20 protein-coding genes are annotated in these 20,803 nt (G+C 57.8%); 11 read left to right on the plus strand and 9 right to left on the minus strand.

Going from position 1 to position 20,803, the window contains the following annotated elements; translation table 11 throughout:
- Nucleotides 1-66: 66 nt before the first annotated feature.
- The 7 genes from PspS49_RS09655 to rffA are packed head-to-tail and all read left to right on the plus strand — an operon-like array spanning nt 67 to nt 6,002.
- Nucleotides 67-1,239 carry a hypothetical protein gene (locus PspS49_RS09655; RefSeq protein WP_150774912.1) on the plus strand — a complete coding sequence of 391 codons (1,173 nt, stop codon included), beginning with the start codon at nt 67-69 and terminating at the stop codon, nt 1,237-1,239.
- Nucleotides 1,236-1,928 carry a WbqC family protein gene (locus PspS49_RS09660; protein ID WP_160038969.1) on the plus strand — a complete coding sequence of 231 codons (693 nt, stop codon included), beginning with the start codon at nt 1,236-1,238 and terminating at the stop codon, nt 1,926-1,928. Before PspS49_RS09655 ends, PspS49_RS09660 begins: the two co-directional genes overlap by 4 nt.
- Nucleotides 1,925-2,905 carry a glycosyltransferase family 2 protein gene (locus tag PspS49_RS09665; protein WP_202982100.1) on the plus strand — a complete coding sequence of 327 codons (981 nt, stop codon included), beginning with the start codon at nt 1,925-1,927 and terminating at the stop codon, nt 2,903-2,905. The genes PspS49_RS09660 and PspS49_RS09665 overlap by 4 nt, the downstream gene beginning before the upstream one ends.
- On the plus strand, nt 2,893-3,573 hold the full coding sequence (locus PspS49_RS09670) for a NeuD/PglB/VioB family sugar acetyltransferase (RefSeq protein ID WP_150774910.1): 681 nt from the start codon (nt 2,893-2,895) through the stop codon (nt 3,571-3,573). The genes PspS49_RS09665 and PspS49_RS09670 overlap by 13 nt, the downstream gene beginning before the upstream one ends.
- A 7-nt stretch (nt 3,574-3,580) precedes the next feature.
- Nucleotides 3,581-3,997 (plus strand): GtrA family protein, encoded by a 417-nt coding sequence (locus PspS49_RS09675; protein WP_150774909.1) that lies wholly within the window; start codon nt 3,581-3,583, stop codon nt 3,995-3,997.
- Nucleotides 3,994-4,860: a class I SAM-dependent methyltransferase gene (locus tag PspS49_RS09680; protein ID WP_202982101.1), complete on the plus strand. Its 867-nt coding sequence runs from the start codon at nt 3,994-3,996 to the stop codon at nt 4,858-4,860. The genes PspS49_RS09675 and PspS49_RS09680 overlap by 4 nt, the downstream gene beginning before the upstream one ends.
- Nucleotides 4,857-6,002, plus strand: a complete 1,146-nt coding sequence (gene rffA / locus PspS49_RS09685; protein ID WP_160038971.1) for a dTDP-4-amino-4,6-dideoxygalactose transaminase — start codon at nt 4,857-4,859, stop codon at nt 6,000-6,002. Before PspS49_RS09680 ends, rffA begins: the two co-directional genes overlap by 4 nt.
- A gap of 334 nt (nt 6,003-6,336) precedes the next feature.
- On the opposite strand, the gene PspS49_RS09690 is transcribed toward rffA, so the two are convergent.
- On the minus strand, nt 6,337-6,804 hold the full coding sequence (locus tag PspS49_RS09690; protein ID WP_160038973.1) for a hypothetical protein: 468 nt from the start codon (nt 6,802-6,804) through the stop codon (nt 6,337-6,339).
- A gap of 1,202 nt (nt 6,805-8,006) precedes the next feature.
- Between PspS49_RS09690 and PspS49_RS09695 the strand changes: the two genes are divergently transcribed.
- Nucleotides 8,007-8,372, plus strand: a complete 366-nt coding sequence (locus PspS49_RS09695; protein ID WP_127926523.1) for a hypothetical protein — start codon at nt 8,007-8,009, stop codon at nt 8,370-8,372.
- Nucleotides 8,373-8,580: 208 nt separating this feature from the next.
- On the opposite strand, the gene PspS49_RS09700 is transcribed toward PspS49_RS09695, so the two are convergent.
- The 4 genes from PspS49_RS09700 to inhA all read right to left on the minus strand — a co-directional run bounded on the left by PspS49_RS09700 (nt 8,581) and on the right by inhA (nt 12,762).
- Complete coding sequence (locus PspS49_RS09700; RefSeq protein WP_160038975.1) at nt 8,581-9,051, minus strand: hypothetical protein; 471 nt, start codon at nt 9,049-9,051, stop codon at nt 8,581-8,583.
- A gap of 333 nt (nt 9,052-9,384) precedes the next feature.
- The gene (locus tag PspS49_RS09705) at nt 9,385-10,950 is read right to left on the minus strand and encodes a PAS domain-containing methyl-accepting chemotaxis protein (RefSeq protein ID WP_016983500.1); all 1,566 of its coding nucleotides are present in this window, start codon (nt 10,948-10,950) and stop codon (nt 9,385-9,387) included.
- A gap of 102 nt (nt 10,951-11,052) precedes the next feature.
- Nucleotides 11,053-11,844 (minus strand): CPBP family intramembrane glutamic endopeptidase, encoded by a 792-nt coding sequence (locus PspS49_RS09710; protein WP_160038977.1) that lies wholly within the window; start codon nt 11,842-11,844, stop codon nt 11,053-11,055.
- Between the two features lie 231 nt (nt 11,845-12,075).
- A complete protein-coding gene (gene inhA / locus PspS49_RS09715) occupies nt 12,076-12,762 on the minus strand; it encodes an isonitrile hydratase (RefSeq protein ID WP_150774903.1) in 687 nt (228 codons plus the stop codon).
- Between the two features lie 89 nt (nt 12,763-12,851).
- Here inhA and PspS49_RS09720 point away from each other — a divergent pair, with 89 nt between their 5' ends.
- A complete protein-coding gene (locus tag PspS49_RS09720; RefSeq protein WP_160038979.1) occupies nt 12,852-13,835 on the plus strand; it encodes a GlxA family transcriptional regulator in 984 nt (327 codons plus the stop codon).
- 15 nt (nt 13,836-13,850) lie between these two features.
- On the opposite strand, the gene PspS49_RS09725 is transcribed toward PspS49_RS09720, so the two are convergent.
- The 3 genes from PspS49_RS09725 to PspS49_RS09735 all read right to left on the minus strand — a co-directional run bounded on the left by PspS49_RS09725 (nt 13,851) and on the right by PspS49_RS09735 (nt 17,171).
- A complete protein-coding gene (locus PspS49_RS09725) occupies nt 13,851-14,240 on the minus strand; it encodes a hypothetical protein (protein WP_150751607.1) in 390 nt (129 codons plus the stop codon).
- Nucleotides 14,241-14,551: 311 nt separating this feature from the next.
- Entirely contained in the window at nt 14,552-16,378 is a 1,827-nt protein-coding gene (locus PspS49_RS09730) for a glycoside hydrolase family 15 protein (protein WP_150751606.1), read from the minus strand.
- On the minus strand, nt 16,371-17,171 hold the full coding sequence (locus PspS49_RS09735; protein WP_160038981.1) for a glucose 1-dehydrogenase: 801 nt from the start codon (nt 17,169-17,171) through the stop codon (nt 16,371-16,373). The genes PspS49_RS09730 and PspS49_RS09735 overlap by 8 nt, the downstream gene beginning before the upstream one ends.
- A gap of 259 nt (nt 17,172-17,430) precedes the next feature.
- On the opposite strand from PspS49_RS09735, the gene PspS49_RS09740 reads away from it, so the two are divergent.
- On the plus strand, nt 17,431-18,603 hold the full coding sequence (locus tag PspS49_RS09740; protein WP_160038983.1) for an MFS transporter: 1,173 nt from the start codon (nt 17,431-17,433) through the stop codon (nt 18,601-18,603).
- Nucleotides 18,604-18,714: 111 nt separating this feature from the next.
- Here the strand turns inward: PspS49_RS09740 and PspS49_RS09745 are convergent, their stop codons facing one another.
- On the minus strand, nt 18,715-19,848 hold the full coding sequence (locus PspS49_RS09745) for a cupin-like domain-containing protein (protein ID WP_160038985.1): 1,134 nt from the start codon (nt 19,846-19,848) through the stop codon (nt 18,715-18,717).
- 129 nt (nt 19,849-19,977) lie between these two features.
- Here PspS49_RS09745 and PspS49_RS09750 point away from each other — a divergent pair, with 129 nt between their 5' ends.
- Nucleotides 19,978-20,715 carry an alpha/beta fold hydrolase gene (locus PspS49_RS09750; protein WP_160038987.1) on the plus strand — a complete coding sequence of 246 codons (738 nt, stop codon included), beginning with the start codon at nt 19,978-19,980 and terminating at the stop codon, nt 20,713-20,715.
- Nucleotides 20,716-20,803: the final 88 nt, after the last annotated feature.

Here is a 20,803-nt window from a genome sequence, read left to right on the forward strand (position 1 = left end):
GACATTTGTTGTACATTTCAACGCTTTAGACTAGCCTCGCGGATTCGACCAGCATTTGAGCAGAGCATGGATTTTCCTTCGATTGGCGATGCGCCCCAGTATTTGGAAGTAGCTACTGCGTGCGCGCATTTCCTCTTGGGCAGCGATTCCCCGGGCGCTACCTGTTATCACGACTATCGCCCCATCGGCATTGTGCTTTATTACGCCCTTCCGTTGCTGTTCACGGATGATCCGATTCTGGTGAGCTATATCACGCTGTTCCAGAACCTCCTGTTCCTCATGCTGTTGGTCTATGCGGGCCTTACGCTTCTGCGACGATTCTCGGGCGTCGAGGCCGACACTTTGCGGTCCCGTGTACAGGGGCGGCCACTCTTCGGCGATGCCTTGCTGGTCATTCTGATCACACTGTTCTCAATCGGCTACATATCAGTGCGTCTGTCCGATCTTCAAAGTCTCACGCTATTTCTGCTGTCATTCTGTTTGTTAAGTGCTGACGGACTTAACCCATCGAAAGGCAAGGCATTCCTGGCCGGGATATTGATAGGCGCTTCGATATTGATGAAGCAGAATTTCGCGGTAAGCGCGGTGTTGATTGTGCCACTGTGGCTCGCTCTGGTTGGCAGGCGCGATATAAAATCCGCACTTCCACCACTCATCTTTTTCTGCTGCGGTGCATCGCTGGGATTCGTACAGATTTTGTGGGTTTATCTGCATTCGGGAATGCCGTGGCTATATGATCCGCGGGCGATGGCCGTATTCGATTCCGCCAATCGTCAACCCTATGTAGAACTGGCTGTGTATATGGAGCCGACACCGTTTGTGTATTTTTCGAAGTTGGTTACACAGGTTCCGGAGTTTCAGTATTTCGCCACCAAGTTCTGGAACGGCCTGTCCAAGTTCTACTGGGCGGTGTACGCAGGGCGGCCACCGGCCGACGCATTGTTGCCGATAATCAACTATACCGCCGCCGAAGTTACCGGCACCGTGGTCGCATTTTTGCTAGTTGCGCTCCTGTCCTTTGCGTCGATCGCGTCTGGCCAGCCGTGGCTCGCGCTGCTGGTGATCACTGCGTTCTGCTCGGTATCACTGAACATGGCAATTGCCCACGTCGAAAACCGTTACTTTTACTTCCTGCGTGTTGTGTTCGTGATCTACTTTATCGCGCTCGCTCGTCTTGCGCTCGCGCGATGGCAGTGTCGACGAGCGCTAGCCGTGCCTGCGTCGGCGGATCCAAAATGACCAAGAAAGTTGCCATTCTTCAGTCGAACTATGTCCCATGGAAAGGTTACTTCGATTTGATCCGCGCAGTTGACGAGTTCATCCTGTACGACGAGGTGCAGTACACAAAGAATGACTGGCGCAATCGTAATCGCATCAAAACTCAAACCGGCGTGCAATGGCTTACTATTCCGGTCCGGCAGGATCGACTGGGACAGAAGATCAGCGAGACGCGAGTAGCCGATTCGCGCTGGGCAGCACGGCACTGGAGAACGATCGCTAACAATTATGCACGTGCGCACAACTTCGAAAAATATGCTGCGATGGTTGAAGCGTGGTATGGCGAGGCCAGTGCGTATGAACTACTGCCGGACATTAATGTGTTTTTCATTCGTAAGGTCTGCGCAATTTTAGGCATCACCACACCCATCACGTCATCAAAACACTATGAGCTCGAAGGTGATCGGGTAGAGCGGCTGGTGGGTATCTGCCGACAGGCGGATGCAGATGTTTATCTGTCGGGACCGGCCGCTCGTGAATACCTCGACGAAACTCTCTTTATCGATGCAGGTGCGCGCGTCGAATGGATGCAATATGATGGCTATCCCGAATACCCGCAGCTCTTTCCTCCGTTCGCTCATGGCGTGAGCATACTCGATCTGCTTTTCAACGTAGGCCCCGAGCATTCGGCCTTCATGAGGGCCAGATGATGCTAAAGCTTTCCGTAGTCACCAGCCTGTACCGGTCGACACGCTACCTCGACGAGTTTTATCGGCGCATAGTGGTTGATGCGCAAAAACTCACATCGTCTTTTGAGATTGTGTTTGTCAACGATGCGTCTCCCGACGATTCGTTAGACGTGGCGCGTCGGTTGTGCGCGATTGATCCGCGCGTCAAGGTGATCGACCTTGCGCGCAACGTCGGTCAGCATCGCGCGCTGATGGCCGGCATGCGCTATGCAGGCGGCGAGCGTGTTTTCGTGATAGACGTCGATCTCGAGGAAGAACCGGAAAATCTTGGTCACTTCTGGCGCGTTATGGACGAGGATCCGGAAGCCGACGTAGTGGTAGGGCAACTCGAAAAGAAGACGCTTCCTTTCGCGAAAGCGCTCACCAGCGACCTCTTTTACAAAGTGTTCAATGCGCTCTCGCCGGTGAAGGTGTCAGATCGCGATATCGTCTCGCGCCTCATGAAACGTAGCTACGTGAGCGGACTGCTGCAGTATGGTGAAACGGAGCTGTTTCTGCCCGCAGTCTGGAAAGATGCGGGGTTCAGGCAGAAGCGCATCGTTGCGACAAAAACATTCGATGGCAACTCGTCGTATACCTTTCGCAAGAAAGTATCAATGGCAGTCGACGCGATCACCTCGTTCAGCAGCAAGCCGCTTACCGGGATCTTCTATCTGGGCCTTCTTTCGTCAGGCATCGCTGCGACAGTGATTCTCTACCTCCTCGCGCGAAAGCTGTTCTGGGGCCATGTATTTCTCGGCTGGACGTCGCTGATGGCAGCGCTGTTCCTGATTGGCGGCGTCATTATTTTTTCGATCGGTGTGGTCGGAATCTACATTTCCAAGATCTTTCTCGAAGTGAAAAAACGACCGGCTTCGCTGGTTAGAGCCATCTATCATGGCGACCGCGTTCACGCGCCATCCGACGAATCACACAAGGAGCGCGAATGGCAGGGTTGATCATTTTTGGTGCCGGTCCGTTTGCACAACTCGTTTGCCGCTACGCTACAAACGATCTCGGCATACAGGTTCACGCGTTTACCGTCGACGAATCGTATCTGCCCGAGGGAATCTCAGAGCTCGACGGCATACCGTTGCTCGGCTGGCAAACTGTGCGCAATCGCTTCACACCCACTGACGTGATGCTGTTCGTCGCGGTTGGCTATCGGAGCATGCCGGGAAGGGCAAGCGTGTATCGCGCGATTAAACAATGCGGCTATCCCCTTGCCAATTTAATGCATCCGGCCGCGTGGATCGCGACCGATGCGGTCATCGGGGATAACGTGATTGTCATGCCTGGCGCTGTCATCGAGACAGGTGTAAAGCTCGGCTCGAATAACGTGGTCTGGTCGAACGCAACCCTGTGCCACGACAGCAATATCGGCGATCACAATTTCATCGCCGCGAATGCGACACTCGGCGGGAATGTCACGATCGGTGCTCGCAATTTCATCGGCTTCTCGGCCGTGGTGATGCAAGGCAGGCGCATCGGAGACGATACCCTGATTGGGGCCCAGTCGATGGTCAATCGTGACACGGAAGATCTCTGCGTCTATGTTGGGGTCCCGGCAAGACGGCTACGCACGCTTGATCCGGCAACGGCCGTAACCGTCAGCGATCCAGTGTGAGTAGGCAATGACACCGCAATCGTGCGCATCGCTCGCCCAACTGCTTCGTTATGGCCTTGTTGGTGGGGCCGTAAATTTAGGCGGCTATCTCCTGTTTCTGTTAATCACTTGGCTCGGCATGGAGCCGAAGACGGCCATGACGGTACTTTATATTGCGGGAGCGGTCGCTGGGTTCTGGAGCAACCGCAACTGGACATTCGGCTACCGCGGCGGTATTGCCGGGCCAGCGTTCAAGTACCTAGCTGCCCATGTGTGCGGGTATCTGCTGAACTACGTGATTCTTGCGTACTTCGCCGACCACCTGCACTTTCCATATCGTGTTGTGCAAGCGGTGGCGATACTGGTGGTAGCGGTTTTCTTGTTCGTCACATTCAAATTTCTAGTGTTTCCTCGTCCCGATCCGATCGTCAGGAGCAACCCGTGAAGCGGTGCCTCAGTTGCGACACGTTGTACCCGGTCAGCGATATGGCCTGCCCGGCTTGCCGCTGGCAGCCGGAGCTGGAAAACGGGCTACCGACATATGCGCCAGCACTGAGTGCAGAAAGCTCCGGCTTTAAGGCAAGCCACTTCGCCGAGCTCGCAGCGGTCGAAGCTGGCAATTTCTGGTTCGAAGCTCGTAATCGGTTGATCATTTGGGCGCTAAACCGCTATGCGCGCGACTTCGACTCGTTTCTTGAGGTGGGCTGTGGCACCGGCTATGTGCTATCCGCCCTTGCCGCGGCTTTTCCGCAAGCACGCGTCGCAGGTAGCGAGATTTTTTCGGCAGGGCTTTCGTTCGCTGCAAACCGTCTGCCCGGCGCTGTTTTCATGCAAATGGACGCGCGCGACATTCCGTTTTCTGGCGAGTTTGGCGCGATTGGAATGTTCGATGTGCTCGAGCACATCGTGGAGGATGAAACGGTGCTGAGCCAGGCGCATGCGTCGTTAAGGCCGGGCGGTCATCTACTGCTGACTGTGCCTCAACATCAGTGGCTGTGGAGTTCCACCGACGAGTACGCATGTCATGTGCGCCGATACGCTGCTGCTGATCTGCACGCGAAGGTACGTGCTGCGGGGTTTTCGATCGTCCGTAGCACGTCTTTCGTCGCAATGCTGTTGCCTCTGATGATGCTGTCGAGATTCAGTCGTCGCGGCGCCGATGCTGAAGCAGGCGGAACTGAACTCAGTGTTGCGCCGTGGTTGAATCGTCTGCTTGGCGCGGCAATGGTGACTGAAGCGCGGATGATCCGCGCGGGCGTCGATTTCCCGTTGGGCGGCTCGCGTTTTCTCATTGCAAGGAAGATATGATCCACATCCCGTTCAATAAGCCGTATATGACAGGGCAGGAGCTGGCCTACATCTCCGACGCGCACGCGAATCTGCAATTTGCTGGCGATGGTGCGTATACAAAGCGCTGCCATGCATGGCTTGAGGCACGCACTGGTGCTGCGCGAGCTCTGCTTACGCATTCATGCACAGCGGCGCTGGAAATGAGCGCCATACTCGCAGGAATCAGGCCCGGCGACGAAATCATCATGCCGTCCTATACATTTGTATCGACCGCAAATGCGTTTGTATTGCGTGGCGGTGTGCCTGTATTTGTCGATGTTCGCGCGGATACTCTGAATCTCGACGAGCGTCTCATTGAAGCCGCGATCACGCCGCGCACGCGCGCAATTGTGCCGGTGCACTACGCGGGTATCAGTTGCGAAATGGACTCCATCCTCGCGATCGCTCGGCGTCACAACATCCTTGTTATTGAGGACGCGGCGCAAGGCGTAACATCTACATATCGGGGGAGGGAGTTGGGCAGTATCGGAGATTTTGGTACGTACAGCTTTCACGAAACCAAAAATGTGATTTCCGGCGAGGGCGGTGCTCTTCTGGTCAACAATCCAGAGTGCGTACTGCGCGCCGAGATCATCCGAGAGAAAGGTACGGACCGGAGTCGTTTTTTTCGCGGCGAGGTGGACAAGTACACATGGCAGGAGGTCGGCTCGTCATTTCTGCCGGGCGAACTGACAGCGGCTTTTTTGTGGGCGCAACTGGAGCATTCTGAACGCATCCGGGAAGAGCGCCTCTCGTCGTGGCGCTATTATCATGATTGCCTGGAGGCTGCAGATGCCGCCGGCGTTCTGCGCCGCCCGATCGTGCCCGGCACGTGCACGCATAATGGACATATGTACTACGTTCTGCTCGCGGCGGATGTGGATCGTGACGCAGTGCTCCAACGCATGAAGAGTTGTGGTATTGGCGCAGTATTTCACTATGTGCCGCTGCACACGGCGCCGGCCGGACGCGTTCTGGGGCGTGCACATGGCGCGCTGCATGTTACCGAAACGCTACCAGCGCGACTGATCCGACTGCCGTTATGGGTGGGCTTGACACATAATGAGCAGAACGAAGTAATTGAAGTGCTGTTGCGCTCCATCGACCTTGCGAAACGATAATCCGATGTAAACGAGAGGGCAGGTCAAATGGTGCTGATGGCTGAAAACCCGCGAGCACCGCTCTTGCTCTTCTGTAGAAGTGATCCCCTCGCGATTGTGGCCTGGGACTCACTCGTGAGCGCCGGGTTCCTGTTGCTGCCGGTCTACCAACCCGCGTACGGCCGCCACCCACTCGTTTGGTAGCGATGGTGACGGCTCGAACTGAATGTGCGGGGTACGCCGACTTGAGATACCGAGTCGGACTCAAATTCTGAGATGTACAGAGATCGGCTCCCTTTCCCCGTCGCCCCTTGGGGGCGATCCGACGTGATGGATATCCGTTGCTGCGGCAACTCTATAGGTCGTCTCTATGCAGGTGGAAGTTTCCCTGCACTTCTAGCAGTTTTCCGGAATTATGATAAAGCGCTCTAAAGCTTGCGTCGACTGTTCCTGCGAGCGGATCCAGGTTCCTGATGTCCAGTTGCGCGCCTTCGGGACGAACAACGATAAACTCCGTACCGTTTGGAAGTCTGCGGCTATATATGTATGAAGCTACAAGTTCATCCGAGAGTGTATAGACTTTACTGAAAGGCTCGTCGCTGATATAGGGCACTGAAAAAACGAGTCCGATATAGGTGCCGTCGTCGGTACTGCCGAGCCAGCCATAGAATTCCCAGGTTTTTTTGTCAAAGTTTTCATTGTAATAGTATTCAAATACTGTGCCGTCAGCGACTGATTCATCGCCATTCGAGCGCCATTTAAACTTGTTGTCCGGTTTGAGTGTGGTGCGGGAACCTGGAATATAGAATCTTTGCATGTTCATCGTCTTTCCTCGGAATTTTTTGGTAATGGGGGATTTAACAGGCTTTTGAAGTGTTTGAGTCATTGGGGGAGATGTCAACTGTCATTGTTGACAGCTATACAGGTAGGATTTTTTGTGATTTTTCTACCGGGGTGTTGAATTAAACACGGATAAACTGGATTAACGCTTGTCAGGCTGGGTGATTAATAATTGAGTGGCTGAGTGGTTAAATTGCGAAGAGGACCAACGCTGACGATATACAATTCAACAATTGAAATGTGGAAGCTTGTGCGATCGATTTTTTCAATGAAGAGGATGATCAAGAATGCAGACTGCCACTTATTTTTTCGCCCTAATGGCGACTCACTTTTTTACAAACGAAACGCCTGAAAAGTAAGCAAAAAAACGCTTGCTCCTACGTGCAGCCCCTTCGCTCCGGTATCCATCCGAGGCATCGCCCTCGGTTTGCTTCGCTGCACCTCCTCTCGCTGTGTTTGGCTGCGCCAAACGGTCGCTGCGCTCCCACGCCCGGATCAATCCCTCCACTCAGCCTTCCGACGTCGCCCGTGGATCAAGATCAAAAGCAGGCGAGTTGACACTCGGCCTATTGAGCGGTGAAGGGCGGATGTTCGGCTTTAGTGTTGTGGTGGATTTTCCCCTCACCCCAGCCCTCTCCCGGAGGGAGAGGGAGCCGATTTTTGAGCTTTTCAGAATCTGAGTTCAACTCGGTATCGCATGTCGGCGTATCTCTTCCATTCCACGCGTTCAGTCCCCTCTCCCTCTGGGAGAGGGTTAGGGTGAGGGGCTATTTCGCTGACACGATAAAAAACTGGAAGCGCTCACTGTCCGGCATTTCCCGTGCGTAAACATGATTTTGTGAGCACGTTTAAATTACACAGCCCGTTACGCTACGGGGCCTACAACACCTTGCGCCGTTACCTACGCGTACGCCAGAATCCGCCGGCTTACACGACCATGGCGCGGGCTATATCGTTTCCCTGCCACTGCCCATCAGTGGTCGGGTTTAGTAGCCCGTATGGTTTTAGTAAGTGCATAGGTCCCATTAAGTCAGGCGCATTTGCCTGTACTCAATGGTGGCTGTGCTCAGGGCGCTTTCGAGCGCGCCGGTCTTGCTAATTCCTCCGGTCTACTAACCTGCGCACAGCCGCCACCCTTCTTTTAGTAGAGAGCGGTCGCGGCCCTTGATCAGGAATTAGATATTTATGTTCAAAGCCACGCCAAACCCTCCGGGCATCGACCCAACCCCTCACGACCCAGTGCTTGAGTCTCAAAAGACAAAAGAAGCGACGGATCGCGCCCTCGACTACTACCTCAGACCCGAAGCACTGGGAGCCCCACCAAGCTCGCCCAAGTTTCGCCCCGTCTTTCTCGTCGACCCCACGCTGGATGACGAAACCCTCCTGGTCGAGGCGAGCGAGTCGCTTTCATACGCCCATGCCATGGCCGGTAATATCGCCAACTCAATCGGCGGCCCGGAGCGCAAACCGCTGCTGGCGCTGCAACAGGTGATCATGCTCAACGAGCTGTTGGTCAATCGACTGCTGGATAAGCTGAAGCTGCCTCAATAATTTCGCCGGCTGTTATGGCCCCTTCGCGAGCAGGCTCACTCCTACAGGAGATTGTTGTCGGGCACATGACCTGTGGCCACCGCATATCTAATGTAGGAGTGAGCCTCCTCGCGAAAGCGTTACACGGCTATAAGGTGTGCTATATCGATTGCCTGTCACTGAAAAAATTTTTTATGCCAGAGCGGGTCGAAGCGTTGTTCGAAGAAGATCACAAATCATCTCTTAACAAGTTGAAAGTTCCTTTAGGCTGCGTACGATAACCATGACTTTTAAACTTTGCTTCAAATGTACCTGTAGCAATCCCCTTGGTGGGATGGATGTCGATCTTGACTGTAGCCTCATCAGCATCAACGTAGGTAAATCCATAAAATCCAGATGGTGCAGGCGATGAGTGGCCGTGCTGGAATATCAGTCCATCTTTTAATGTATAGGTTTTATTGAACGGGGCGTCATTGGAATAGGGGATCGAGAAAAGGTAGAGAAAGATATTTTCGTCCTCCAGCGTTCCTGTCGATCCTGAGATTGACCAGCTCTTTTCGCCTGTCGGGATAAAATGGTGTAGATCAAAAAAAGTTATTGTGGACGTCGTTACGGGATTGGTGCCGAATTGCCAAGTGAGGATATTTCCCTGTTTCTGAGTGAAGTTTGTTTTCGGTAAGTAAATGTGTTGTGCAGTCATCTTTAACTCCTTGGTCATATCGTGAGAACAATTGCGAGTTGTCTGTCCGAGGATTTATAGATAAACCCATGAAAGTTGACTGTCTACTGTCAGACCTGACAGTAGACAGTTGCAATGTTTTGTGGGTTTGTTTTGGAATGTTCAACACAAGGTTTTTTAGAGAAGCGCACCGTGGACTTTAGATTTCCAGGGTCGGCGGTTGTGGCGAAATGTATGACTGAGCTCTTCATGCGTAGCTCGACTCAAAGCGTACCCCGGATTGGGTAATTTCACTGACCCAACAAAAAACCCGGAAGCTCTCGCCCTCCGGGTTTTTTGTTAACGCCAGTTCAATCAGCGGTTAAACCGCTCCACCAACGAATACTGCGTATTCGCCGTCTTCGTCAGCTCTTCACTCAGCAACGCCGAGTTGTGCGCCTGTTCCGACGTCTGATCCGCCAACTCCGAAATGTTGCTGATGTTGCGGCTGATCTCTTCAGCCACCGCACTTTGCTCTTCGGTCGCGGCAGCAATCTGCGTGGTCATGTCGGTGATGTTGGCCACCGCTTCACTGATCCCGACCAACGCCTGATCCGCTTCCAGCACCCGCGCTACACCTTCTTCAGCCTGACGATGCCCGGCTTCCATGGTCTGCACGGCGCTCGAAGCCGTCTGCTGCAACTTGGCGATCAAGGCGTGAATCTGCCCGGTCGATTCGCTGGTGCGTTGCGCCAGTTGACGCACTTCGTCAGCCACCACGGCAAACCCACGACCCATCTCACCGGCCCGTGCGGCTTCGATCGCCGCGTTGAGGGCGAGCAGGTTGGTCTGGTCGGCGATGCCTTTGATCACATCAACCACGCCGCCGATTTCGTCGCTGTCCTTGGCCAGTTGGGTCACGGTCAGACCGGTTTCACCGACCACTACGGACAAGCGCTGAATGGCTTCGCGGGTTTCGCCGGCGATGTCACGACCGCGACCGGTCAGGCGATTGGCTTCCTGAGTGGCGTCAGCAGTGCGCTGTACGTGGCTCGCCACCTCCTGAGTGGTCGCGGCCATCTGGTTGACAGCGGTGGCGACCTGTTCGGTTTCCACGCGCTGACGTTCCAGACCGGTGGAGCTGTTGTGCGCCAGCGCGTCGGACTGCTTGGCCTGATCGGTCAGGTGTTCGGCGGTGTCCTGCAGACGGGTCAGGCAGGTTTTCAGGCGTGCTTCCTGGCTGAGGATCGACATTTCCAGACGCGCCTGGGCGCCACGACTGTCGGTGTACATCTGCGCGATCAGTGGGTCGGAGGTGGTCTGCTCGGCCAGGCGCAGCAGGCGCTTGAGCCCGCGTTGCTGCCATTGCAGGCCCATCAGGCCCAGTGGCACCGACAGACCGGCGGCGAGGGCGAAGCCCCACTGCGAGTTCAGGGTGGCGCCGATCATGAAACTCAACTGGCTGACCAGAATGAACGGCAGCCAGTCTTGCAGCACCGGTAGCCATTTATCGGTGGAGGGGATCGCCGACTTGCCCTGGTTGATGCGTTGGTAGAGCGCTTCGGCACGGCGGATCTGTTCGGCGGTGGGTTTGACCCGCACCGACTCGTAACCGACCACCTGATTGCCGTCGAACACCGGAGTCACGTAGGCGTTAACCCAGTAGTGGTCACCGGTCTTGCAGCGATTCTTGACAATGCCCATCCATGGCAAGCCTTGTTTCAGTGTGCCCCACATGTGCGAAAACACCGCCGCCGGGACGTCGGGGTGACGGACCAGGTTGTGCGGCGCACGGATCAGTTCCTCACGCGAAAACCCGCTGATTTCGACGAAAGCGTCGTTGCAGTAGGTGATCACGCCCTTGGCGTCGGTTGTGGAAATCAACCGCTGCTGAGCCGGGAAAGTCCGTTCGCGTTGTGTAATGGGCTGGTTATTACGCATGGTTTTTCAATCCGCAAGGCTTTGAAAGGTTGTCGGCGGTGACAGCTTTTTATTGAAATTTTTTTTCAATAATCAGCACAGCGTCGCAAAACGGCGCTTGCTTCAGCCGGCGAGCATCGGATAGGTGAACAGGCCGAAATGCAGCAAGTTCAGGCCGAAATGCGTGGCGATCGCCGCGCCGAGCCCGCCAAAACGGTAGGCCAGACCATAGCCGACCCCCGCCAGGCCTGCCAGCAACACCCAGGTCCATCCCGCGCCGGCGTGCACCAGACCAAACAGCAGCGAGGCCAGCAGCAGGGCGAGGTTTTCACCGTAAGGCAGGTGTTTGAGGCGCTGGCTGAGGCCGCCCTGTATATAGCCGCGAAACAGCGCTTCTTCGACCAAGGTCACCAGCAGCAGATTATTGAGCACCCACAGCCACGCTTGATCGGGCCACTTCGGTGCCCAACTGATCACACCCAGCAATAGCGCGCCGCCGAGGGCGAGAATCGCGCTCAAGGTCAGGGCGAGGGCGGTGGCGTACACGCTCAGGCGCAACGAACGTCGCCCGACAATCCATGGGCAAACCAGCAACAGCCAGAAGCCAACCAGCGGTTTATCAAGATTCAGGTACATCGCGAACGGCACGGCGTCATCGGTGAAGCGTTGCGGATCAATGGCGCGACCGTTGGCGAAGCCCGGCAGCCAGTGCAGGGCCAGCGCCAAGGCCAGCACGATGAACAGGCCATGACCGAGAAACCGCGCGACCGGCACCTGTTGCTGGCGCACGGCAAAGCCTGCGAACACCAGCAATCCAACGGAAATCAAAGCCAGCCAGCCGAGGTGGCCGTAGCTTAGCGCCCATCCGTAACCGAGGCTGAGAAGCGCCAGATAGAGCCATGGCAAAGCCTTCATCGAAAGTCCCTGTGCAAATTTGTGGAAGGGCTTTCTACACGGGTGGGGGCGTGGGGACAAGTGAAGCTGTGGCGGAATGTGGGGACGGCAAACAAACCCTCGCCACACACAAATCCCATGTGGGAGCGAGCCTGCTCGCGAAAGCGGTCGGACAGACAACATTGATGTCGACTGATCCGCCGTCTTCGCGAGCAGGCTCGCTCCCACATGGGATTTGTGTAGCGCTTGGGATCAGCGCAAGTTGAGTTTCGCCGCAGCACGCTCGGTGATTTCCGTGCGCAGCTTCAGCGATGGCGCTGCACGCAAGCGAGCTTCATCGACAATCGCACCCGGCGCAGTCTCCGGGGTGCCCGCGTTGAACGGCGGCGCCGGGGCATATTCCAACTGCAACTGGATCAGTTGCGCCGCGTCGGCCCCCACCAACTCTTCAGCCAGCACCAAGGCAAAATCGATCCCCGCCGTAATCCCGCCACCGGTAAACAGATTATCGTCACGCACCACCCGATCCTTCACCGCGATCGCGCCCAGCGTCGGCAGCAGATCGTGATACGCCCAATGCGTAGTCGCGCGTTTGCCTTGCAGCAAACCCGCTGCGCCGAGGACCAGCGAACCGGTGCACACCGATGTCACATACTTCGCCTGAAGGGCCTGGCGTTTGATGAAATCCAGTGTCTGCGCGTCTTCCATCAACGGCCCGACACCGCCGCCACCGGGAATGCAGATCACATCCAGACACGGGCAATCCGCGAACGTCGTGGTCGGTTTCAACAACAGGCCGGTGCTGGCAGTGACCGGCATCAAATCCTTCCAGATCAGATGTACCTGCACGCCCGGCAACGAGGCGAGCACGTCGTAAGGGCCGGTCAGGTCAAGTTGCTGAACCTGTGGAAACAACAGAAAACCGATCTGCAACGTCATCGTTCTTGCTCCATGAAAAAGGGTGGACGGCTTCACTGTAGGCGCGTAGGTTCTGGCGCATACGCCAATTACCCCACGAATTACGCCAAATGCCCAAAGCCATCCACGTACTCGCGTTTGCCAACATGCAGATCCTCGACGTCACCGGGCCGTTGCAAGTATTCGCTTCTGCCAACGACATCGCCCGTCAGCGCGGCTTGCCGATCCCTTATGCGCCGAGCGTGATCGCAAGCGGTGGCGGGGCGGTGATGTCGTCGGCGGGTCTGGCGGTGTTGGCCGAGCCGTTGCCTGAAGCGCCCAGCGATACGTTGATCATCGCCGGTGGTTGGGGCATTTATCCGGCGGCTGAAGATGTGCTGCTGGTGGGTTGGGTGCGCGAGCACGGCGGCAAGTGTCGACGCGTGGCGTCAGTGTGTACTGGTGCTTTTCTATTGGCGGCCAGCGGCTGGCTCGACGGTCGACGCGTGGTTACCCACTGGACTCGCTGCGAGCAACTGGCGCAGCAGCATCCGAATCTGCACGTTGAGGCGAATCCGATTTTCATCAACGACGGCCCGGTGTGGACCTCGGCGGGTGTCACCGCTGGCATCGATCTGGCCTTGGCGATGGTTGAAGAGGACCTGGGCAGCGACATTGCTTTGGACGTCGCCCGGCATCTGGTGGTGTTCCTTAAGCGCCCGGGCGGACAATCGCAGTTCAGCGTCACCTTGTCGTTGCAGAATAAAGGCAATCGTTTTGATGAGCTGCACGCGTGGATCGCCGAGAACCTTACCTGCGACCTCGGCATTCCGACCCTCGCCGAGCAGGCGGGCATGAGCGAACGCAGTTTCGTCCGCCACTACCGAGCCGACACGGGGCAGACCCCGGCGCGAGCGATCGAACTGATCCGCGTCGAGACGGCGCGGCGCCTGCTCAGCGACACTGGCCTGCCAGTCAAACGCATCGCGGCCAATTGCGGGTTTGGCAGTGAAGAGACGTTGCGCCGCAGTTTTCTGCGCGCGATCGGGGTGACGCCGCAGGCGTATCGGGAGCGGTTTTCGGTTAGCGCTGCAACAGATCCGCTAACGCCGTGAGCGGGGTTCCTTGCCCTAAGCCTCGGCTTCCGCCACCTGATTGAAATACTTCGTCCGATCCGGCGTAAACGTCACCCGCATCTTCGTCCGCGAACACGTCAGCGAACGCTCCGCAGTCAAATCGATATCCAGATTCTCGCCACGCAAGCCTTGCCACTGAGCGAGGTACTTCAGCGAGCCGTACTTTTCGTTTTTCTTCAGGCTGCGGCTCACACCACCTTTCCAGCCGAGCACCGGCAGTTCGTCGGCGAGGCATTTTTGTGCGAGGTCGGGGAAGCGGATTGCGCGCTGGCGGCCGATTTCCCAGCATTTGATCAGGCCTTTGTCCGCGGCTTCCCAGAGTTGGGTGCGGGTCAGGCCGCTGCGAAGGGGCGTGTCGATGGTGCGCTGGACGTGCTGAGACATTCTGGTTCCTTGAATTCGGGTTTTATTGGACAGCTCCGCTGTGCCCGTTGCGGTGGATGGTAGGGGCGGATGTAACGGCTGGCAACAAGGTATTTCGGGGTGTAAGTGCAAGTTACGAGGGTGGCTCTGCGTGGCGTTTGTGAGTTTTTTGCAGGCATTGATTTACACAAAGTGTCGCCGCAGGTAACCGGTGCAGGGGGCAGCGCCGAAATTCGGCGCTGGGTTATGTGTGTGGTGTGTAGTCCGGCTTCCTACAAATGGCGTTTAAAGTACGATTTATCTGACGGACGCTGACGAAGAACCGGACGACATCAAGGCTGCCACTCACTCTTTTCCCCGCTCAAACGTCGATCCAGAAAGCTCGCCGCGCTGATCAACGCCAAATGCGTCAGTGCCTGCGGTGTGTTGCCCAGATGCCGGCCATGGCTGTCAAACTCTTCGGCGTATAGTCCCAGCGGATTGGCGTAACGCAACAGCTGTTCAAACTCCAGATGGGCTTTTTCCACCTGGCCGGCCCGAGCCAAGCATTCGACGTACCAGAACGAGCACGCCGCAAACGCGCCTTCGGTGCCGGCCAGGCCATCGATATTGCTGTCGTCGTTGCGGTAGCGATAAACCATCCCATCACGGACCAAGGTCTTTTCGATGGCTTCGAGGGTCGAGAGCCAGCGCGGATCCTTAGCGCTGACGAAACGCACCAACGGCATCAGCAACATCGAGCCATCCAGTGCGGTGCCGCCCTTGTACTGAACGAAATGCCCGCGTTCTTCGTTCCAGAAGTTGTCCCAGATGTCGGCGTAAATTGCTTGCCGAGTCTGGTCCCATTGCGCGAACGGCGCCGGCAACGAGCGTTTCGAGGCCAGCCGAATGGCCCGGTCCAGTGCCACCCAACACATCAGCCGCGAGTGCAGAAAGTGGTGCTGCTCACCGCGCATTTCCCAAATGCCGACGTCTTTGGTCTGCCAGGTCTCACAGACTTGATCGACCACTTCGCGCACATGCTTCCAGCCTTCGTGGGAAATCGCATCACCGTACTTGTTGACCAGATACACCGCGTCCATCAGTTCGCCAAAGATGTCGAGCTGGATCTGGTCATACGCGCCATTGCCGATGCGCACCGGTTTCGCGCCGCCGTGTCCCGACAGATGATCCAGTTCGGTTTCCGGCAATTCCTGTTGGCCGTCGATGGCATACAAAATATTCAACTTCACCGGCTTGCCGCAGCAATCGCTGACCCGCCCCCGCAACCAGCCCATGTAGGCGTTGGCTTCGCCGACAAAGCCCAGGCGCATGAACGCGTACACGGTGAACGAGGCGTCGCGAATCCATGTGTAGCGGTAGTCCCAATTGCGTTCGCCGCCCGGCGTTTCCGGCAGACCGAAAGTGGCTGCGGCGAGAATGGCGCCGTGTTTGCGCGAGGTCAGCAGTTTGAGCGCGAGTGCCGAGCGGTTGACCATTTCCCGCCAGCGCCCGCGGTAAATCGATTGGCCGAGCCAGTCGCGCCAGAACTTCAACGTGCGTTCCATGCACAGTTGCGCCGCGCCTTCCTCGAAACGTGGATCGTCTTCACCGCCGAGCATAAACGCGGCAGTCTGATTCTGTTTCAAGGTGAACGACGCCAGTGCAGCGTCGGCCTCAATGTGCAATGCCTGATCCGAAGTCAGGCGCATCGATGGCTGGCCATCGGCACTGAAAATCACCGCTTGCCGGTCCATCCGCGCGCGAGTGTCGGCGCGAGCGTAGTCATGGCGCACCGCGCAACGCACGTAGAAGGTCGCTTCACCGCTGACCACGCGCACCCGGCGCATCAGCAGCGGCAAGTCGTCTTCGTTGTCCGCTACCGGCAACAGATCGGTGACTTCAACCACGGCGCGCTCACTCAGCCAGCGGGTTTGCAGGACGTTGGTGTCAGGCAGGTAAATCTGCTCGCGGCGCGCGTCGGGCAAGTCCGGGGCCAGTTGGAAAATCCCCGCGTCGGGAGTATCCAGCAGCGAGCAGAAAATCGACGGGCTGTCGAACTCCGGCCAGCAGAAAAAATCCACGCTGCCTCGGTCGTTGATCAGCGCCGCACTGCGCATGTCGCCGATGATGCCGTGGGCATCGATGGCGCTTTGTCGTTCCTGGTGATGCTCAGCCATTGCCGCGAAACTCCGGATAGAGGCTCATGCCGCCGTCGATGAACAGGGTGGTGCCAACGATGTAATCAGAGGCATCCGAGGCGAGGAAAACCACCGCGTTGGCAACGTCTTCGACCTCGCCGATGCGGCCATAGGGAATCAGTTCCAGCAGCTTTTCAGCGGCCGCGCCTTCGGTGGCTTGTTGATTGATTGCCGTGCGAATGGCTCCCGGGGCGATGCCGTTGATGCGGATGCGTTGGTGGCTGACTTCCTGCGCGAGCGTCTGCATCAACTGATCGACGCCACCCTTGGATGCGGCGTAATTGACGTGCCCGGCCCAGGGAATGCGCTGGTGCACCGAACTCATGTGGATGATCTTGCCGGCCGCGCGGGACACGCCTTCGCGAATGCCCTGGCGATTGAAGATCCGCAGGGCGGCGCGGGCGCAGAGAAACTGGCCGGTGAGGTTGACGCCGATCACCGCGTTCCAGTCGTCCAGGGTCATGTCCACGGCGGCCGCGTCTTTTTGCATCCCGGAATTGGCGATCAGAATGTCCAGCGAGCCGAAGGCATCGATGGCCGCAGCGAACAGCCGTTCAACCTCGTCTTCTTTCGACACATCGGCGCCGATGGCGATGGCTTGGCCACCGTCAGCAATGATCTGCCGGGCCAGTGCTTCGGCCGGTTCTGCCTGGCGGTTGTAGTTGATGACCACCGCCGCGCCGGCTGCGGCCAGGGCTTTGGCGGCCGCGTGGCCGATGCCGGAGCTGGCGCCGGTGATCAGGGCTACTTGTCCGGTGAGGGAGATGTGCATGCGGTGGCGCGCCTTGAGTGAGGGCTTATTTAGCTGACCGGCGGCTGACGCTGAGAGTTCATTCGGCAGAAAGGGCTGTGGTGATTTCGTAGACGTTTTCGCGAGCAGGCTCGCTCCCACAGGGGATTTGTGTACACCGCTGATTCAGTGTGTGAGCGTGCCTGCTCGCGAAAGGGCCTTCACATTCCACCAACAATTCCCCGCTTCCCCGACACCCGACCCTATGGCAACTTGGCGGCCCTTGATGAGGCCGCAGTCCATGGCAAACCCCTACCGCGAATTGTTCAACGCCCCCGGCGCACGAAGTTTTGTGCTGGCCGGGATGATCGCGCGCATGCCGATCTCCATGACCGGCATCGGCGTGATCACCATGCTTTCTCAGTTGAAGGGTGGCTACGCTTTGGCTGGTGGCGTGGCGGCGACATTTGCCCTCGCCACGGCGTTTTGTGCGCCGCAGGTTTCAAGGCTGGTGGACCGTTTCGGTCAAGGGCGGATTCTGCCGGTATCGGCGTTGATCGGCGGCGGCGCACTGTTGATGTTGCTGCTCTGCACGCGGTTACAGGCGCCGAACTGGACGCTGTTCATCTGCGCCGCACTGGCCGGTTGCATGCCGAGCATGTCGGCGATGGTGCGCGCACGCTGGACCGAGATCTATCGCGGTCAGCCGCAATTACAGACCGCGTATGCGCTGGAATCGGTGCTTGATGAGGTCTGCTTTATTGTCGGTCCGCCGCTGTCGGTGGGCTTGTGCGTGGCGGTGTTTCCCGAGGCCGGGCCGCTGGCGGCTTTGCTGGCGCTGGCGATCGGCGTGACGGCGTTCGTCGCCCAGCGCAGCACCGAGCCGCCGGTGCACCCGCATGCGTGCGAACATCAAGGCTCGATCATTGGTTCGACTGACGTTCAGTTACTGCTGGCGCTGATGATCGCCATGGGCGTTATCGTCGGTGTCATCGATGTGGTCAGCGTCGCGTTTGCCCAACAACAGGGGCAACCGGCGGCGGCGAGCATCGTGCTGTCCGTGTACGCCATCGGCTCGTGCCTGGCCGGCATCGCTTTCGGGGCAATGCGTTCGAAATTGCCATTGCCGCAGTTGTTCCTGTACGGCGGCGTGGCGACGGCGGTGACGACGTTACCGCTGTTGCTGGCGAGCAATATTTTTGGCTTGTCGCTGGCCGTGTTCGTTGCCGGGTTGTTCTTCTCGCCGACGCTGATTGTGGCGATGGCGTTGATTGAACGCATTGTGCCAGCGGCCAAACTCACCGAAGGGTTGACCTGGCTGGTGACCGGTTTGAGTATCGGCGTGGCGGTGGGTGCTGCTGGCGCCGGCGCGCTGGTCGATGCCTTCGGAGCGCGCAGCGGATTCTGGCTGGCGATCGCGGCCGGGGCGGTGGTGCTGGGCTCGGCGATACAGAGTTACCGCCATCTGAAATGAAATCACCATTGTGGGAGCGAGCCTGCTCGCGAAAGCGGTGTGTCAGGCAACATTCAGATTGAATGTGAAATAGCTTTCGCGAGCAGGCTCGCTCCCACAGGATTTGCAGTGTTACCAGCCCCGTCCCGAGTTGACCCAGAAATTCACTGACAGTGAAGTCGACACCGATTCCACCTGATGGAACCAGCCCTCCGGCAAAAACAGCAAATCCCCAGCCTCCAGCGTTACGCGCAGGAAGGTCACGTCCCGAGCAGCGGGGAAGCGCTCGTAGTCCGGCGCATCGGGGTTGAAATCACAACCATCCAGACCGCCCTTGGGCGCCGTCGACCAGGTGCCCAAGGCTTCACGATGATGCGGCGCAGCGAGGGTGAATTTCTTCTGCCCCCAGACCTGCGCGAAGAGGTTGTCGGTGTCGTCACGATGCAACGGCGTCAACGTGCCTTTCGGCCCGATCCAGATACGCGGCGGGATGAATAACGAGGCGTCGAAGTAGGCCGGGTATTTGATCTGTTGCATCAACTGCGCCGGCAGGATGTTGTTGCCCATGTAGGCGGGTGGTTCGCCATTCGCACCTTTGACCGCCGGTTGATCCAGCGAGGCGATGAAGTCGGCCATCGACGTGGAGCGGAAATCACGTTCGGTGGAGAAGGTCTTCTTCACGTAGTCGCCATGGCGAGTGATGCCTTGCAGCTCGGCGAAATGCACCAGCGATTCTTCACGGCTGAGCTTGAACAGTGGCCAGTCGTGCAGCGCATTGCTGACCACCACCGGAATGCCATTGGGCAGGTAGCGGCTTTTGAATTCGGCGACCGACAGATCACTGCGGGAAAGGCGTTCGATGCTGCTTTGGATCGGCAGGCTGGCGGTGAGTTTTTCACTGAAGCGTGGCGGGGTCGGGTAGCGCTTGTTCATGTCGACTTTTTCCGCCACGGCGCCACCGTGCATCGCATGTTCGATGATCTGCGGCAGCATCGTTGCCAGGCCCATGTTGCCGCCGATCTTCAGGCGCCCGCTGGCGAACAGCTCCTCAACGTTGGCCATGCCGCTCATGATCCCGAGAAAGTCGCGCTCGGCGACTTCAATGGTCACGTCCGGGCTGGCGTGGCGTCCGGGCACGGTGCGGCTGCTGGCCTTGACCTCGGACCAGTAGGCCTGCTGCGGACCAAACACGAATTGAAAAACGCCTTCGATGCCGACGGCGCCGGCATTGGCGAACAGTTTGCCCAGGATGCTCTGCAGGTCCACGGTGATCCCTCATTATTGGTTTTGGCCTGAACAGTTAACGAGCGCCTGTTGGGGGAATTTACTGTTCGATGACTAATTTACCCGGCGTGGGATCCGTCTCTCTCTACAGATGAATTTTTCGAGGAAAGCGTGGTGACCAAGCTGACCCTGCTGTGCCTGCCGTATTCCGGCGCCAGTGCCATGGTCTACAGCCGCTGGCGGCCGAAACTGCCGCAGTGGTTGCAGTTGCAACCGGTTGAGCTGCCGGGACGTGGCGCACGTTTTGGTGAGCCGCTGCACACCGACATGCGTGGGCTGGCGATGCAGCTGGCCAAGGAATTGCGCCCGACACTCAACGCCCCTTATGCGCTGTTCGGCCACAGCCTGGGCGCGTTGCTGGCCTGCGAAATGGCGCACGCCCTGCGTGCGCTGGGTTGCCCGGAACCGGTGGCGCTGTTCGCTTCCGGCACGGCGGCGCCGACCCTGCGTGCCGATTACGATCGCGGCTTTGCCGAGCCCAAGACCGACGCCGAGTTGATCGAACAACTGCGCACGCTCAATGGCACCAGCGAGGAAGTGCTGGCCAACGAAGAGCTGATGAGCCTGACCTTGCCGATCCTGCGCGCGGATTTTCAACTGTGCGGCAAGTTCGAGCCGCTGGCGCGACCGCTGCTCAACTGCCCGGTGCATGTGCTTGGCGGCAAGGCTGATCGCGCCACCACTGAACAATTGATCGGCTGGAGCAAGGAAACCCGCGGCAGTTTTTCGGTGGACATGCTCGCCGGCGGGCACTTCTTTATTCATGAGCATGAAGCCAAAGTGCTCAAGGTGATCAAGGATCAGCTCGATGTGCATCATCGCCGCCACGCCATGGCCGCGACTGCCTGAACACCTTATAACCTGTGGGAGCGAGCCTGCTCGCGAAAGCGTCGCAACAGTCAGCATTTTCATTGCCTGACATACCGCTTTCGCGAGC

Origin of the sequence: Pseudomonas sp. S49 (genome assembly GCF_009866785.1) — a bacterium.
In the GTDB taxonomy this organism is placed as follows: Bacteria; Pseudomonadota; Gammaproteobacteria; order Pseudomonadales; family Pseudomonadaceae; genus Aquipseudomonas.

Coding starts and splice junctions, on each gene's coding strand:
- PspS49_RS09695 (WP_127926523.1), top strand. CDS start 8,007: ATGTTCAAAGCCACGCCAAACCCTCCGGGCATCGACCCAACCCCTCAC.
- PspS49_RS09710 (WP_160038977.1), bottom strand. CDS start 11,844: ATGAAGGCTTTGCCATGGCTCTATCTGGCGCTTCTCAGCCTCGGTTAC.
- PspS49_RS09670 (WP_150774910.1), top strand. CDS start 2,893: ATGGCAGGGTTGATCATTTTTGGTGCCGGTCCGTTTGCACAACTCGTT.
- PspS49_RS09705 (WP_016983500.1), bottom strand. CDS start 10,950: ATGCGTAATAACCAGCCCATTACACAACGCGAACGGACTTTCCCGGCT.
- PspS49_RS09720 (WP_160038979.1), top strand. CDS start 12,852: ATGCCCAAAGCCATCCACGTACTCGCGTTTGCCAACATGCAGATCCTC.
- inhA (WP_150774903.1), bottom strand. CDS start 12,762: ATGACGTTGCAGATCGGTTTTCTGTTGTTTCCACAGGTTCAGCAACTT.
- rffA (WP_160038971.1), top strand. CDS start 4,857: ATGATCCACATCCCGTTCAATAAGCCGTATATGACAGGGCAGGAGCTG.
- PspS49_RS09665 (WP_202982100.1), top strand. CDS start 1,925: ATGATGCTAAAGCTTTCCGTAGTCACCAGCCTGTACCGGTCGACACGC.
- PspS49_RS09690 (WP_160038973.1), bottom strand. CDS start 6,804: ATGAACATGCAAAGATTCTATATTCCAGGTTCCCGCACCACACTCAAA.
- PspS49_RS09730 (WP_150751606.1), bottom strand. CDS start 16,378: ATGGCTGAGCATCACCAGGAACGACAAAGCGCCATCGATGCCCACGGC.
- PspS49_RS09655 (WP_150774912.1), top strand. CDS start 67: ATGGATTTTCCTTCGATTGGCGATGCGCCCCAGTATTTGGAAGTAGCT.
- PspS49_RS09700 (WP_160038975.1), bottom strand. CDS start 9,051: ATGACTGCACAACACATTTACTTACCGAAAACAAACTTCACTCAGAAA.
- PspS49_RS09735 (WP_160038981.1), bottom strand. CDS start 17,171: ATGCACATCTCCCTCACCGGACAAGTAGCCCTGATCACCGGCGCCAGC.
- PspS49_RS09675 (WP_150774909.1), top strand. CDS start 3,581: ATGACACCGCAATCGTGCGCATCGCTCGCCCAACTGCTTCGTTATGGC.
- PspS49_RS09740 (WP_160038983.1), top strand. CDS start 17,431: ATGGCAAACCCCTACCGCGAATTGTTCAACGCCCCCGGCGCACGAAGT.
- PspS49_RS09725 (WP_150751607.1), bottom strand. CDS start 14,240: ATGTCTCAGCACGTCCAGCGCACCATCGACACGCCCCTTCGCAGCGGC.
- PspS49_RS09660 (WP_160038969.1), top strand. CDS start 1,236: ATGACCAAGAAAGTTGCCATTCTTCAGTCGAACTATGTCCCATGGAAA.